At 63.8% G+C, this 14,194-nt stretch carries 13 protein-coding genes and 1 other RNA gene; all 14 read right to left on the bottom strand.

Annotation, left to right across the window (positions count from 1 at the left end; all coding sequences use genetic code 11):
- Positions 1-24: 24 nt before the first annotated feature.
- The 14 genes from murG to KP004_RS01600 all read right to left on the bottom strand — a co-directional run bounded on the left by murG (position 25) and on the right by KP004_RS01600 (position 14,187).
- Positions 25-1,104: an undecaprenyldiphospho-muramoylpentapeptide beta-N-acetylglucosaminyltransferase gene (gene murG / locus KP004_RS01665; protein ID WP_216800660.1), complete on the bottom strand. Its 1,080-nt coding sequence runs from the start codon at positions 1,102-1,104 to the stop codon at positions 25-27.
- Positions 1,101-2,180, bottom strand: a complete 1,080-nt coding sequence (gene ftsW, locus KP004_RS01660; protein ID WP_216802339.1) for a putative lipid II flippase FtsW — start codon at positions 2,178-2,180, stop codon at positions 1,101-1,103. The genes murG and ftsW overlap by 4 nt, the downstream gene beginning before the upstream one ends.
- Before the next feature lie 20 nt (positions 2,181-2,200).
- Positions 2,201-3,562 (bottom strand): UDP-N-acetylmuramoyl-L-alanine--D-glutamate ligase, encoded by a 1,362-nt coding sequence (murD, locus tag KP004_RS01655; protein ID WP_216800659.1) that lies wholly within the window; start codon positions 3,560-3,562, stop codon positions 2,201-2,203.
- 81 nt (positions 3,563-3,643) lie between these two features.
- Positions 3,644-4,720: a phospho-N-acetylmuramoyl-pentapeptide-transferase gene (gene mraY, locus KP004_RS01650; protein ID WP_216800658.1), complete on the bottom strand. Its 1,077-nt coding sequence runs from the start codon at positions 4,718-4,720 to the stop codon at positions 3,644-3,646.
- Positions 4,720-6,129: a UDP-N-acetylmuramoyl-tripeptide--D-alanyl-D-alanine ligase gene (locus KP004_RS01645; RefSeq protein ID WP_239026897.1), complete on the bottom strand. Its 1,410-nt coding sequence runs from the start codon at positions 6,127-6,129 to the stop codon at positions 4,720-4,722. The genes mraY and KP004_RS01645 overlap by 1 nt, the downstream gene beginning before the upstream one ends.
- 245 nt (positions 6,130-6,374) lie before the next feature.
- Positions 6,375-7,889, bottom strand: a complete 1,515-nt coding sequence (locus KP004_RS01640) for a UDP-N-acetylmuramoyl-L-alanyl-D-glutamate--2,6-diaminopimelate ligase (protein ID WP_216800657.1) — start codon at positions 7,887-7,889, stop codon at positions 6,375-6,377.
- A gap of 14 nt (positions 7,890-7,903) precedes the next feature.
- On the bottom strand, positions 7,904-9,868 hold the full coding sequence (locus tag KP004_RS01635; protein ID WP_216800656.1) for a penicillin-binding protein: 1,965 nt from the start codon (positions 9,866-9,868) through the stop codon (positions 7,904-7,906).
- Complete coding sequence (gene ftsL / locus KP004_RS01630; protein ID WP_216800655.1) at positions 9,865-10,200, bottom strand: cell division protein FtsL; 336 nt, start codon at positions 10,198-10,200, stop codon at positions 9,865-9,867. Before ftsL ends, KP004_RS01635 begins: the two co-directional genes overlap by 4 nt.
- 14 nt (positions 10,201-10,214) lie before the next feature.
- Entirely contained in the window at positions 10,215-11,153 is a 939-nt protein-coding gene (rsmH, locus tag KP004_RS01625; RefSeq protein WP_216800654.1) for a 16S rRNA (cytosine(1402)-N(4))-methyltransferase RsmH, read from the bottom strand.
- On the bottom strand, positions 11,154-11,636 hold the full coding sequence (gene mraZ, locus KP004_RS01620) for a division/cell wall cluster transcriptional repressor MraZ (RefSeq protein WP_216800653.1): 483 nt from the start codon (positions 11,634-11,636) through the stop codon (positions 11,154-11,156).
- A gap of 273 nt (positions 11,637-11,909) precedes the next feature.
- A complete protein-coding gene (locus KP004_RS01615) occupies positions 11,910-12,239 on the bottom strand; it encodes a hypothetical protein (RefSeq protein ID WP_216800652.1) in 330 nt (109 codons plus the stop codon).
- A gap of 28 nt (positions 12,240-12,267) precedes the next feature.
- Positions 12,268-12,762, bottom strand: a complete 495-nt coding sequence (locus KP004_RS01610; protein WP_216800651.1) for a hypothetical protein — start codon at positions 12,760-12,762, stop codon at positions 12,268-12,270.
- 169 nt (positions 12,763-12,931) lie between these two features.
- Positions 12,932-13,322: RNase P RNA component class A (gene rnpB, locus KP004_RS01605), an RNA gene on the bottom strand.
- A 148-nt stretch (positions 13,323-13,470) separates the two neighbouring features.
- On the bottom strand, positions 13,471-14,187 hold the full coding sequence (locus KP004_RS01600) for a zinc ribbon domain-containing protein (RefSeq protein WP_216800650.1): 717 nt from the start codon (positions 14,185-14,187) through the stop codon (positions 13,471-13,473).
- Positions 14,188-14,194: the final 7 nt, after the last annotated feature.

The following is a 14,194-nucleotide window of genomic DNA, read 5'->3' as shown; positions in this document are numbered from 1 at the left end:
GAACCTTGAACGTTGAACGGGTTCTCAGTCTTTCAAAACCATTGCCGCGACGATGGCCTGGGCGGCGTCGAGCTGGGCCAGGGACCTGGCGTTCTTCTCCAGTTCGGCCACCTGCTCGGGATGCGCCATCAGGTTCAGGATCTCGGCTGCCAGATGCTCGCCGGTCAGATCCTCTTCGAGAATCATCCGCCCGGCATCACGGTTCACCAGCGACTCGGCGTTCTTCCTCTGGTGGTCGTCGGCTGCAAACGGATACGGGATGAAGATGCACCCCTTGCCGCAGGCGGTCACTTCGGCAATGGTGGTCGCGCCGGCCCTGCAGATCACCAGGTCGGCGGCACCGTAGGCCGCGGACATGTTGTCGATGAAGGAAAGCACCTGCGCCTGAACCCCCTGGGCCTGATATCCCTCGCGCACCCGCGCCACGTCCTTCTCGCCGGTCTGGTGGGTGATGCGCAGTTTCGGCTTAGCCTGCTCCAGGTGGGGCAGCGCCTCCAGCATGGCGGAATTGATGCGCTGCGCGCCGGCGCTGCCGCCGAAGACCAGGATGCTGAAGGTGTCTCCGCTCGTTCTCGCCCGCTGCTCCTGAAAGCCCCAGAGGATCTCCTTGCGGATCGGATTGCCGGTCATCTGGGTAATCCCCTTCGGGAAGAAGGCCGCGGCCTCTTCCATGGAGATGAAGACCCCGTCCACGACGCGGCTCAACACCTTGTTGGTCAGGCCGGGCAGCGCATTTTGTTCATGGACGAACCGCGGAATCCCCATGCCCTTGGCGGCGAGGAGCATCGGTGCGGAGGCGTAGCCGCCGACACCAAGCACCAGGTCCGGCTTGAAGCTTTTCAGGATCTTCCTGGACTGCGAGTAGCCGTACAAAAGGCGCCCGGCGCTCATGAGCTTCTTGACGGTTCCCATTCCCTTCATGCCGCTGGCGGAGATCAGCTCCAGCTTGTAGCCCAGCTTGGGCAACAGGCGCGCTTCGATGCCCCGCTCGGTGCCGACGAAAAGAACCTCGTTCTCCGGCCCGCGAGCCAGGAACTCTTCTGCTACCGCTATCCCCGGGAAGAGATGCCCCCCGGTGCCGCCTCCCGCGATGATCAACCTCATGGCGTCCCCCTCATCCTGGTGGAGACGTTGAGAAGCACGCCTACCGCGCAAAGCGAAATGATCAGCGAGCTGCCGCCGTAGCTCAAAAACGGGAGCGCGATCCCTTTGGTGGGGAGCAGTCCCGTGACGACCGACATGTTGATGAAGGCCTCCAGGCCGAGCAGCGACGCGATGCCGAAGGCGAGGAAGCGGCCGAAGCTGTCCTCGGCGGCAATGGCCACCCGGATGCTTCTTTGCACCAGTAACAGGAACATCGAGGCGATCACGATCACCCCGATGAACCCCATCTCCTCACCGAGCACGGAAAGGATGAAGTCGGTATGCGCTTCCGGCAGATAGAACAGTTTCTGCTTCCCTTCCCCGAGCCCCTGCCCGAAGAAACCGCCGGTTCCGAGCGCCAGCCAGGACTGGATGATCTGGAACCCCGCGTCGGTTGGGTCCTGCCAGGGATCCAGAAAGGCCGTGATGCGCCGCATGCGGTAGGCCTTGGTGAAGACCAGGTAACAGACCCCGGGGAGGGCGACGAGCCCCATGCCCAGGATGTACTGCACCTTGGTGCCGGCGGCGAAGAGCATGACGATGGCCACCACCAGCATGGTGAGCGCCGCCCCCATGTCGTGCTGGGCCAGGAGCACCGCGATGAACACCCCGAGGATCAGCATGTAGGGGAGGAACCCCGAGGTGAACTGCTTGAGTTTCTCCTGCCGCTTCTCCAGGGAGTAGGCCATGTACATGATCAGCGCCACCTTGGCCAACTCGGAGGGCTGGAAGTTGAAGCCGGGAAGGCGGATCCAGCGCGAGGCGCCCTTGGCGGTCCCGCCGATGCCGGGCACGAACACCAGGAGGAGCAGGAAGAACGTCCCCAAAAAGAGCGGCACGGCCCACTTTTTCCAGACGTGGTAGTCGACGTGCATGGCGAGCCCCATGCCGATGAAGCCGATCAGGGCGTACAGGGACTGCCGTTTCAGGAAGAAGAAGCCGTCGTGGAACTTCTTGGCCGCCATGACGGAGGACGCGGAGTAGACCATGACCACACCGAAACAGGTGAGGATCACCGCCATCATAAGCACGATCATGTCGTACCCCTCCAGTCGCTTCACTTCCCTTCCGCCTCCTTGGCCGCGCGTACCGCCGCCTTGAAGCGCTCGGCGCGCTCCTCGTAATTCTTGAACATGTCGAAGCTGGAGCAGGCCGGCGAGAAGAGGACCACGCCGCCGGGCCGCGTCAGCCTGCGGGCGGTGTCGACCGCCTCCTCAAGGGTGTCGGCGAAACGGGTGTCGGTGAGATCGCCCAGCGCCTGGTGCATGCGCTCGCGCGCCTCGCCGATCAGGACCAGGTGGCTCACCCGCTCGGAGACGAGTTTGGCCAGCGGCTCGTAGGAGCCACCCTTGTCCTTGCCTCCCGCGATCAAGGTGATGCCGGACTCGAAGCTTTCCAGGGACTTCACGACGCTGCCGACGTTGGTCCCCTTGCTGTCCTCGTAGTAGGCGACGCCGTTCACTTCCTCGACGAACTCCATGCGGTGCGGCAGCCCCTTGAACTCCTTTACCGACGCGTAGGCGCAGTCGCCGTCGCAGCGCATGAGCAGGGTGGACGCCATGCTGGCCATGATGTTGTCCAGGTTGTGCACCCCTTTGAGCTTGAAACCGTCGGTGCCGAAGCGGAGCACCTTGCCGTCGTGGGCGAAGGTGATGAAACCGTCGCGGTAGCTGATCCCCTCCTCGAGCTCGTGGAAGCGGCTCATGGGGAACAGGCGCGCCTTCAGCTTGGTGGCGCAGGCGGCCACCAGCGGGTCGTCGACGTTCAGGACCGCGAAGTCTTCCGGCCCCTGGTTCTCGAAGATGCGCAGCTTAGCGTCGATGTACTCCTGGAAGCTGTGGTAGCGGTCCAGGTGGTCCTCGGTCAGGTTCAGGAGCACGGCTACGTGCGGGCGGAAGCTCTCGATCCCTTCCAGCTGGAAGGAGGAAAGCTCGACCACGACGCGCTCGACCCGCTCACCGCTCATGGCGAGCTCGATGAGGGGATTGCCGATGTTGCCGCCGACGAAGGTGTCGAAACCGCACCCCTTGAAGATCTCACCGGTCAGGGTGGTCGTGGTGGTCTTGCCGTTGGTGCCGGTGATGGCGACCATGGGGGCCTCGATGAACCAGGAGGCGAGTTCCACCTCGGAGACCACGCGGCGCTTCTGGGCGCGCGCCATCTCCAGCGGCTTGATGTCCATCGGGACGCCGGGGGAGACCACGATCAGGTCGGCCATCAGGAAGCTGTAGGGGACGTGGCGGCCGAGCTCCAGGCAGAGGTCCAGGTCGGCAAGCTCGGCCAGGACGTCGGCAAGGGCCTCGTCGTCACGCATGTCGGTAACGGTGACCAGGGCACCACGCTCCGCCAGGAAGCGGGTCACGGCGACGCCGGTCTTCGCCAGCCCTACCACCAGTATTTTCTTGTCCTTTAATTCCATATGACCTTCTTTAAAAAGCTAAATCCCCCCTGTCCCCCCTTTGACAAGGGGGGACGCGAGGTCGGGTGCTGCACGTTATGGCTAGCGCATCTTCAGGGTCGAGATGGCGACCAGCGCGAGGATGATGGTGATGATCCAGAACCGGACGATGATCTTCGGCTCGGCCACCCCCTTCAATTCAAAATGATGATGAATGGGCGCCATCCTGAAGATCCGCTTGCCACGGTACTTGTACGAGCCCACCTGGAAAATGACCGAAAGCGCCTCCACGACGAAGACGCCACCTACGATGACCAGAAGGATCTCCTGCTTGGTCAGCACGGCCAGGGTACCCAGCCCGCCACCCAACGACAGGGAGCCGACGTCCCCCATGAAGACTTCGGCCGGGTAGCTGTTGTACCAGAGAAAACCAAGCCCGGCACCGACCATCGCGCCGCACAGGACGGCCAACTCGCCGCCTCCGGGGACGTAGGGGATCTGCAGATAGCCGGAGAGCCTCGCGTTACCGGCGATGTAGCAGAACAGCATGTAGGTGGCCGCGTTGATGGCCACCGGCCCGATGGCGAGTCCGTCCAGGCCGTCGGTCAGGTTCACCGCGTTGCTCGCACCCACGATGACCAGGGTCACGAACGGGATGAAGAGGATGCCCAGCTCCGGGTGCAGCCTCTTGAAGAACGGGAAGTACAGCTCGGTGGAGAAACCGGGAAGATAGTAGAGGAAGATGCCGACACCGCCGGCCAGCACCACCTGCCAGAACATCTTCTGGCGCGGCGAGAGCCCTTTGGGGTTCTTCTCCACCACCTTCTTGTAGTCGTCCACGAAGCCCAGGACGCCGTAACCGCCGATGATGAGCAGGGTGAGCCAGATGAAGACGTTCTTCAGGTCGGCCCACAAAAGGGTCGGCACGATGATGCAAACCAGGATCAGCACCCCGCCCATGGTGGGGGTCCCCTGCTTCTTCAGGTGCGACTCGGGTCCGTCGGTGCGGATCACCTGGCGCGCCTGCAGCCCCTCCAGCTTCCTGACCAGCCAGGGCCCCACGATGAAGGAAAGCACCAGCGCCGTGATCATCGCGTAGATGGTACGGAAGGTCAGATACTTGAAGACGTTGAAAAGCTTGTAGTCCGAGGCGAGCGGATACAAAAGATGGTACAGCATCAGTCATGCCCCCCTTGTTTCGTGGGTGCCAGCGCCTCTTTTACCGCCGTCGCCACCTTGTCCATCTTCATACCGCGCGACCCCTTGAAGAGGACGCAGTCGCCTGGCTGAAGCCAGGCGATCAGCTCGCCGGCCAGCGCTTCGTGGCTTGCCGCGCGCACGATCCGCTCGGCGGGGAGTCCCGCCTCGAGCGCACCTTGCTCGATCTCCGCGGCCAGCTCGCCCAAAAGGTACAGACGTTCGACGGTGCCGGCGGCCTTTTTCCCAAGCTCCCGGTGCGCCTCCTCGGTCCCCAGGCCCAGTTCCAGCATGTCGCCCAGGACCGCCGCGGTTCTCGCCCCGTCCGCCACCTCGTGCAAGGTGGTGAGGGCGGCCGCCATGGAGGCGGGGTTCGCGTTGTAGCTGTCGTCGATGAGGGTTATTCCCGCCACCTCTTCGAGCTGGAAGCGCTTGTCGTAGGGGGTGAACTCCTCGAGCCCCTGGCGGATCACGGCTCCGGGTACGCCCAGGGCGTGCGCCGCGGCCGCCGCGGCCAGCGCGTTGTAGATGTTGTGCCGACCGTAGGCCCTCAGCGCTACCTGCTCCTCGCCGTCGGGAAGCCTCAAGGTGAAGCTCTCACCCAGTTTGCCCAGGCTCTTTACCGAGGCGGAGGAAACCTCGGCGCCGCGCAGGCCGAAGGTGAGCCGGGTCACGTGCAAGTGGGTCGGGCAGGCGGAGATGAGTGGATCGTCCACGTTGTAGACCGCCACCGCCCCCTCTTTCAGGCGCAGGAACAGCTCCCCCTTGGCGCGCGCCACCCCCTCCACGCTCCCCAGTGTTTCCAGGTGCGCAGGAAAGGCGTTGGTGATGATACCCACCTGCGGCTCGGCGATCTCGGCCAGGCGATCGATCTCGCCGAACTCGCTCATGCCGATCTCGACCACCGCCCAGCGCTCGCGGCCGGTCAAACGGAACAGGGTGAGCGGCAGGCCGATCAGGTTGTTGAGGTTCCCCTCGGTCTTCAAGCCCGGGCCGGTCTGGGCCAGGATGCCTGCCAGCATCTCCTTGGTGGTGGTCTTGCCGTTACTGCCGGTGACCGCGACTACCTTGAGGTCGAAGCGGCGGCGATGCCAGGCAGCCAGATCGCCCAGGGCGCGCAAGGTATCCTTGACCGTCACGGCGCAGGCACCGGCCGGCACCCCGTGTTCCGCGTGCCAGCTCTCGGCCATGAGGAACGCGGTCACCCCGCGACCTGCCGCCGTTTCTATGAAGTCATGGCCGTCGAAGCGCTCTCCGACGAGCGGTACGAACAGCTCTCCCGGGGCGACCTGGCGCGAGTCGGTGGATACGCCCGACACCACGGTCTGCGCCTCCCCGATGATTCTGCCGCCGGTTGCCTCGGCTATTTCTTTCAGCGTGAACATCGCCATCTAGCTTTTTGTGTCCTTTGTTCTTCAAAGTGTCCCCCCTTCCCTCGCGGGAGGGGGATAGGGGGTGGGGGAGGGTGCCAACTTCTTGTTATGCTTGCGGCTTCACCCACCCCCCTGCCCCTCCCGCCTTCGCGGGACGAAGCGCTTCGGCGCGCAGGCCCGTCAAGGGAGGGGGAGAAGGCTTTCGTTCATCGCAGCGCAAACGCAGTAATGTGCCGCAAAATAAGGGAAAAGGGAACCTTTTTTTACGCCCTCAGTTTCAGCGCGGCGGCAGCTTCTTCACGGTCGTCGAAGTGGAACTTCTCCGTGCCGACGATCTGGTAATCCTCGTGCCCCTTGCCGGCCAGAAGGACGATGTCACCCGGGCGGGCGGCCAGTACGGCGGCGCGCACCGCGGTGCGCCGGGACTCGATGGTGGCGAAGCCCTTCTCGCGCAGCCCCCCCTCCAGCTCCTCCAGTGCGTACTCCTTCAGACCCGCCGGGATGCCCGCCCGGACATCCGCCAGGATGGCCTGCGGATCCTCGGTGCGCGGGTTGTCCGAGGTGACGATGGCGAGGTCGCTGTAACGGGCGGCGATCTCGCCCATCACCGGGCGCTTACCCTTGTCGCGGTCGCCGCCGCAGCCGAATATGGTGATGATCCGGTCGGTCTTCAGCTCGGCTATGGTGGAAAGGACGTTCTCCAGGGCATCGCCGGTATGGGCGTAGTCGACCAGCACGATGATCCCCTGGTCGTTGGGGACCCGCTCCAGGCGCCCCGGCACCTTCTTGTGCCCCTCGATGCCGGCCTCGATGGCCTCCTTGGAGATGCCAAGCGCAAGCCCCGCCCCCACGGCACCCATGATGTTGTACAGGTTGAAGCGGCCCAGGAGGTCGGAGTTGATGTTGATCTCCCCCACCGGCGAGTTGAGACGGCAGCTGATGCCGTGCACCGAGAACTTCACCTCGGCGACGCTCAGATCGGCCGGGCCGTTCACCGCGTAGGTCAACACCGGCGCTGCCGAGTCGGCCGCGATCCTCGCCCCGTACGGGTCGTCCAGGTTTATCACCGCACGCCGAAGCGGCTTGTGCACGTTCGGGGTCAACAGGTCGGTGAAGAGCCGGAGCTTGCTCTGGTAGTAGGACTCCATGTCGAGGTGGTAATCGAGGTGGTCGCGGGTCAGGTTGGTGAAGATGGCCACGTCGAAGATGCAGCCGTCGGCACGGCGCTGTTCCAGGGAGTGCGAGGAGACTTCCATTACCGCGCCCTTAGCCCCCTGGTCCACGAGATCCCTCAAGATGCGCTGCAGATCCACCGATTCCGGCGTCGTGTTGGGGGCCGGGATGTTGGTGTCGCCGAAGCGGTAGCTGATGGTCCCCAGCACCGCGGCCGGGATGCCGGCCTCGGCCATGATCCCCTCAATGAGGTAGGTCGTGGTGGTCTTGCCGTTGGTGCCGGTGATGCCGACCAGCGGGATGTCCCCGGTGGGGGTGCCGTAGAAGACGGCGGCCATGAGGCTCATGGCGCGGCGCGCGTCCGGGACCTCGACGCAGGTGACCCCGGCAACGGCGCAGGGGCGGTCCGCAATAATTGCGACCGCCCCCCCCTTTACAGCGGATGCCACGAATTCCGTTCCGTCGCTCTTAACCCCGCGCAGGGCGAAGAAGAGCGAGCCTGGCGTCGCCTGCCGCGAGTCGTAGCAGAGCGACCCTATCTCGATGGCGTCGTCCCCGGTGACCTTGGCGCCCGGGACACAAGCCAGCAGTTGTCTCAGTTTCATACTTCCCCCATGGATCAGGCCGACGGCACGAAGCGTACCCAGACCTGGTCCTGCGTGGTGATGCGTGCTCCCGGTGGCGGGTTCTGCTCCACCGCCCTCCCGCTTCCCTGCAACTTGACGTTGAGCCCACGCTGCTCCATGACCCGCAGCACCTGCCTCATGCTCATGCCGCGGAAGTTGGGCATGGCGCCGGCGTCCGCCCCTTCCACCGTTACCCCCTCGACCACCGCCTGCTCGGCCTGCGGGGTGACCTTCTCGGGAACCGGTGCCGCCTTCTTCTTGATGTTCTTGTCCGGCGGGACGTTCAGGTAGCAAAGGGTCTGCTGTGCGATGGCACTGAAGGCCGGTGCCGCGACCACGCCGCCGTACACGTTGGCGGTCGGCTCGTCGACCATCACCATGATGGCCAGCCTCGGCTTGTCGACCGGCACGAACCCGATGAAGGATCCGATGCGCTTGCTGGCCGAGTAGCTGCGCCCCTCGACCTTCTGGGCGGTGCCGGTTTTGCCCGCGACCCGGTAGCCGTCGACCGCGGCCCCGGTGCCGGTCCCCCCTTCGGCCACGACCCCTTCCAGCATGTGGGCCACCGTCTTGGCCGTCTCCGGCGAAATCACCCTTCTCTTTACCTGCGGCCCGTACTGCTGCAGGACGACCCCCTCGTCGTCCACGATCCGGTCCACCAGGTAGGGCTTCATCAGGTTGCCGCCGTTGGCGACCGCGGAAACAGCGGCGGTGAGCTGCAGGGCGGTGGCGGTCACCCCCTGGCCGAAGGAGATGGTGGCGAGGTCGATGCCGTACCATTTCTCCTGCGGGCGAAGCATCCCGGAAACCTCGCCGGGGAGGTCGATGCTGCTTTTCTCCCCGAAACCGAACCCGGTCAGCGCCGTGAACAGGCGCTGGGAGCCGAGCCTCTGGCCGATCTTGGCGGCTCCGATGTTGCTCGAGTACTTGAGAACCTGCGGCACGGTCAGCGCACCGTACTTGTGCGTGTCGTGGATGGTCCTGCCGTACATGTTGCAGGAGCCGTTCTCGCAGTTGAAGCTGTCGCCGGGGCGGATCACCCCCGCCTCCAGTGCCGCCGCCACCAGGAAGATCTTAAAGGTGGAGCCGGGCTCGAAGCTGTCGGCGATGGCGCGGTTCCTGACCGCCCCCGGGGTCAGTTCCTTCACGTTGTTCGGATTGAAAGAGGGGTAGTTGGCCATGGCCAGCACCCGCCCCGTGTCGGGCTCCATGACGATCGCGATGCCGGCCTTGGCGCCGTTTTTCTCGATGGTCTTGGTGAGCTCCTTCTCCGCTATGTACTGGATGTTCTTGTCCAGGGTGAGGACGACGTTGCTCCCCTTGGAGCCCGCCTTGCCCTCGCTCCCCTTCTTGAGGGCGATGTCGCGCCCGAGGGCGTCGCGCTCGGTCACCAGGTAGCCGGTGTTGCCGAGGATGATGTTGTCGTACTTCTTCTCGACCCCTTCCAGGCCGCTCGGGTCGACCCCGGTGAAGCCTATTACGTGGGCCGCCACCTGCGAGTTCGGGTAGAAGCGGCGGCTTTCCTTGACGAAGCCGACCCCCTCGAGGTCGAGCGCCTTCACCTTCTTGGCCTGCTCGGGGGGCATCCTGCGGGCCAGCCAGACGAAGTTCTTCGCCCCCTTGAGCTTCGCCTCGAGTTCCTCCCTGGAGTACCCCAGCGCCGGGGCCAGTTGCGTCGCCGCCTCGGAGATGTTCTCCATGTTCCTGGTCTCGGCGTAGCAGGAGTCCATCTCGATGGAGACGGCAAAGGGCGCGTTGTTGCGGTCGTAGATCCCGCCGCGGCTCGGTGTCAGCGGAATGCTCTTCTGGTGCTGCTTCTCGGCGATCTTCACCAGCTTGTCGTTGTCAAGCACCTGCAGGTAGAAGGCGCGTCCGGTTGCCGCTATGAAGAATCCCACGAAGAGCAGAGCCACGAAGCGCATGCGGACCCTGGCCCATTTCTCCCACTTGTCTATCACTTGACCAGGACCACCTGCTGGTCGGTGGGGAGCGCCATGCCGAGCTCACCCTTGGCCAGCGCCTCGATGCGGGCCGGCGCCTTCAAGGACGCCACCTCCACCTTGAGGCGCTTGTTCTCCTGCTGCTGGTCCCGGAACTGCCGGTTCGCCTCGCCGATCCTCAGGTTCAGGTCGATCACCTCGACCCGGGACCAGACGTGAAAGATGGAAACCAGCGTAAGCAGGACCATGACCCCCGTCAGGTACCGGAAGCTGATCCAGTTTTCTCTTACTACCGCTCCCGGGCGTGCCGGTGCGGCGACCTTTCCGTAGGCAACTTTGCTCTGTGCCATAGTGCTACCTCTTGTTAAATCTTCTCGATGCCTCTAAGGCGTGCGCTGCGGGAGCGCGGGTTCGCGTTCAGTTCCTCATCCCCGGCCTTGACCGCCTTCTTGGTGAGCACCTTGTACTGCGGTACCCGCTTGCAGACGCAGATCGGGAGCTCTTTCGGACAGGTGCAGCCGGCAGCGGCGTCGCGAAAGGCCTCCTTGACGATGCGGTCCTCCAGCGAGTGGAAGGAGATCACCGCGCCGCGTCCACCGGGTTTCAGGAGTTTCAGCAGGTCGGCAAGCCCGTCCTCCAGGCTCTTCAGCTCCTCGTTGACCGCGATGCGCAGGGCCTGGAAGGTCCTCGTCGCCGGGTGCAGCCGCTCCTCCCACTTTGCCTTGGGTATCGCCCCCTTGATGATGTCCACCAGTTGCATGGTGGTCTCGATGGGGCTCTCTTCCCTGGCCTTCACGATGAAGGAGGCGACCCTCTTGGCCCAGCGCTCCTCGCCGTACTCGGTGATGATGCGGTGCAGCTCGGCTTCGGACAGCGTGTTCACCAGGTCGGCGGCACTCGGGCCGGAGCTTCGGTCCATGCGCATGTCCAGGGGCGCGTCGGCCTGGAAGCTGAAGCCCCGCTCTTCCTTGTCCAGCTGGTGGCTGGAGACCCCGAGGTCGAGGACGAAGCCGTCGATCGCGGCCACCCCCGCCTCGGCGAGCGTCGCCGCGATGGAGGAGAAGTTCCTCTGGAAGATCCGGACCCGGTCGCCGAAGGGGGCGAGTCTTTCCCGGGCCACCGCTATCGCCTCGGCATCGCGGTCGAAACCGATCAGCTGGCCGTCCGGCGCGCTCGCCTGGAGGATGAGGCCGGCGTGCCCGGCGCCTCCCAGGGTGCCGTCCACGTAGATGCCGCCCGACTTCGGGGCGATGAGCTCGAGGACCTCGTCCGGGAGTACCGATATGTGATGGAAATCCGCCATCTACAGCCCCAACGCCGTGAGACCCGGCGCGTCGAGCGGGAAGTTCTGCTCGTCCTGGGCGCAGACCTTGGCCCAGACGGACTGGCTGTAGATGTCGATTTTTTTCTGCATGCCCACGAAGTGGAGCTCGCGCTCCAGCTGCGCGGTCTTTCTCAGGTCGGGCGGGACCAGGATGCGGCCCAGCTTGTCGGCGGTGCATTCCACCGCGGGGACCAGCACGATGCGGCGCAACGCGGCCAGCTGATCGACGGAGAAGCCGAGGTCGCCACCGTCCTTGAGTCTTTCCTCGAGGGCCAGGAATTCGCTGTGGGGATAGATGACGAGACCGTAGTCCATCTGCTCCCCCCCCAGTCGCATCGGAATGCTCTTGGTGAGGAAGAAGCGCTCGTCGCCGAAGCTGTCGACCAGAACCTCGCGGAATTTCGCGGGAATGCTGGTGCGCCCCTTGGCGTCGATGGTCGTGTCGAACTTCCCTCTAAACATGGTTTCCCCGGCACTCGTTGCCACTTTATACCACTACATACCACTTTCGTGCACGAACTATACGGGAGGCAAGGATTGATGTCAAGGCAAAATTAGCGGCAAATAGGGAATTTTTGGGAGGTTTTCCGATGGGTTAAGCGAGGGGACGGGAACCGGTGGCAAGAAGTGGTAAAAGCTGGGGGTGAACCGGGGTAAATTAAAATACCTAGCGAACAACGAAGCTGAAAACGCGGCGGGCGGGGTCTTTACGACCCCGCCCGGAACGGTGCGACATTACTGGTTCTTTTTCCTGTCGAAGAGGGACACCACGTTCCCCTTCTTTTGGGAGCCCCCGTTGTCGGGTGGGGGGACCGGCTTCACGGGAGGCTCCGGCGACACGATCTTCTCGAGCATTACGGGAGTCCCGGACATGGTGAAGGGGGCGCCGTTCACCTGGCTCTCGTCCAGGATCCAGTTGTAGACCTGGAGCGGCACGGTGAGCACCAGGAGTTTCACCTGCCACCATCCCGGCTTCACATCCGGAGAGATATCCTCGATCCTGGCGTGGAACGCGGGCTTGTTGTCGATGTGCACCAACACGATGTCGTTGATGATTGTAGCCATGGTCACTTCTCCTGTGATCGATGCGGGGTCAAAGCAGGGAGCCGTGCATGCTCCGCCCCGGGAACATGCCCCGGATCTCGGCGTAGCGGGCGGAAAGCTCCTGTTCCATCCTGTAGAAGCGGGACACCTCGTCCCGCGTCAGCTGGTCCTCGATGAGGTCGCAATTGAAAGTGATGCAGTTGAAGGGACGGTAGCCGGCGGGGATCAGGCACTCCGGTTCCCCGAGGAACGGGCAGAGGCCGTTGTCGAAACGGGGCGCGAAGAGCGGCTTTGCCGCCGCCAGGTAGACCAGGAGGTCGACCGCGCTGAAGTGGTACTTCCCTTTGACGCAGCAGGCGCCGCCGCAACCGGCGCAATGGGTTGCGGCATCGACGCCGGCGACCAGTTGCTGCATGGACTCCTTGTGTGCCACCATGCCGCGGGCGAGCTCTTCCAGGTCCAGGCGTACGGCTTGTGGTAGCCGTTCAAACGCCGCGGTAACCCTGGTCACCGCCTCCTGCCACTCATGATCCCATCCTGCCACGCGAAACCTCGTGCCACATAAAAAAGCCGTCCGGAGCGACCGGAAGGCGGGGCTACTACTGCAAACCTGTCTTTGACGGCAAAGGCCGGGTCAGAACCCGCCGTCACCGGGGAGATGGCCGGAGGCGATCACCCGGCGAACGTTGAACGTTGAACGGTTGTTGTATATTGGCCGAAGCAGCCCGTAAGCCGGGTTCTGTTCCCGCAACCGGTTACCCGGAGGCGGGCGATGGTCATTCATCTAGGAGTGCCGTTGCCGACACCCTCAAGCAACCAACCCGGAAGCACGGACGGGCCGTCCTTGGCGCTTCCCTATTTGGTCTTGCTCCTGGTGGGGTTTACCTGGCATCCGACGTCACCGCCGGACCCGGTGAGCTCTTACCTCACCCTTTCACCCTTACCCACCTTCGCCGAGGCTTCGGTGGGCGGACTTCTCTCTGTGGCACTATCCCTGGGGTTGCCCCCGCTGGACGTTATCCAGCACCATGCCCTGTGGAGCCCGGACTTTCCTCCCTCCACCTTCGCCTAAACGAGGTGGACAGCGGCCATCTGGTCTGCTTCGGCCAAAAGCAAAAAAATGTTCAACGTTCAACGTTCAAGGTTCAATGGGGTTACCGCTTCGGCCACCGGCACCGTGCGGCGCCGTACCGGCACGGATGCATCAGGGGAGGCACACGGCGAACCTTGAACATTGAACGTTGAACCGGTTTTAGTCCTGCACTTCCTGCTTCATGACCAGGATGCGCTGGCAGTGCGGGCAGGTGATCACGTCGTCCGCGCGGAACAGGGTGTTGTAGAGCTGCGGCGGCAGGTGCATGTTGCACCCCATGCAGTTCCCTTCCTTTGCCTCGACAACGGCGACACCCCTTCTCTGGTCGCGCAGCCTGCTGTAGCGCTTCATCACGGATGCCGGGATGATCTTCACGGTCTCTTCGCGGTTGGCGGCATCCTTGGCAATGCCCCCCTCCAGCGCGTCAACCTTCTGCTGCACCTCGGCCTGCTGAGTCGCGACGTTGCCTTCCAGTTCGACGAGATCGGCTTCGCGCTTGGCGATGTCGCCGGTGATCTCTTCGATGGCGTTGATCTTCTGCAGGATCTGCTCCTCCAGCTCAGCGATCAGCTTCTTGGCGCCGGAGATCTCCTTGGAGACCGCCTGGTATTCCTTCTGGGTCTTGATCTCCTTGAGATGCGACTCGGAACGGGTGATGTTGTCGTTCTCGGAAGCGAGGTTCGCCTCGAGCGCCCCCTTCTCCTCCTCGAGCGCGCTCACTTCCTCACGCCGCGCCGCGATCTTGTCACGGGCATCCGCAAGCTTCGCGTCGAGCGCCTGGGCCTCGCTCAAAAGCTGCGCCTTCTCGCCGTCCAGACCGTCGATCCTGAGATCGATCTCCTGCAATTCGTATAACGCCTTCAGTTTGTTACGCAAAATCCGC

The sequence above is a fragment of the Geomonas oryzisoli genome (genome assembly GCF_018986915.1).
In the GTDB taxonomy this organism is placed as follows: Bacteria; Desulfobacterota; Desulfuromonadia; order Geobacterales; family Geobacteraceae; genus Geomonas; species Geomonas oryzisoli.
The sequence above is the reverse complement of the archived record's forward strand: the minus strand, read 5'-3'. Positions and strand labels throughout refer to the sequence as shown.

What these genes read in the sequence shown, in the direction of transcription:
- KP004_RS01640 (WP_216800657.1), bottom strand. Translation starts at nt 7,889, where the DNA reads ATGAAACTGAGACAACTGCTGGCTTGTGTCCCGGGCGCCAAGGTCACC.
- murG (WP_216800660.1), bottom strand. Translation starts at nt 1,104, where the DNA reads ATGAGGTTGATCATCGCGGGAGGCGGCACCGGGGGGCATCTCTTCCCG.
- rsmH (WP_216800654.1), bottom strand. Translation starts at nt 11,153, where the DNA reads ATGGCGGATTTCCATCACATATCGGTACTCCCGGACGAGGTCCTCGAG.
- KP004_RS01615 (WP_216800652.1), bottom strand. Translation starts at nt 12,239, where the DNA reads ATGGCTACAATCATCAACGACATCGTGTTGGTGCACATCGACAACAAG.
- KP004_RS01645 (WP_239026897.1), bottom strand. Translation starts at nt 6,129, where the DNA reads ATGGCGATGTTCACGCTGAAAGAAATAGCCGAGGCAACCGGCGGCAGA.
- ftsL (WP_216800655.1), bottom strand. Translation starts at nt 10,200, where the DNA reads ATGGCACAGAGCAAAGTTGCCTACGGAAAGGTCGCCGCACCGGCACGC.
- murD (WP_216800659.1), bottom strand. Translation starts at nt 3,562, where the DNA reads ATGGAATTAAAGGACAAGAAAATACTGGTGGTAGGGCTGGCGAAGACC.
- mraZ (WP_216800653.1), bottom strand. Translation starts at nt 11,636, where the DNA reads ATGTTTAGAGGGAAGTTCGACACGACCATCGACGCCAAGGGGCGCACC.
- ftsW (WP_216802339.1), bottom strand. Translation starts at nt 2,180, where the DNA reads ATGATCGTGCTTATGATGGCGGTGATCCTCACCTGTTTCGGTGTGGTC.
- mraY (WP_216800658.1), bottom strand. Translation starts at nt 4,720, where the DNA reads ATGCTGTACCATCTTTTGTATCCGCTCGCCTCGGACTACAAGCTTTTC.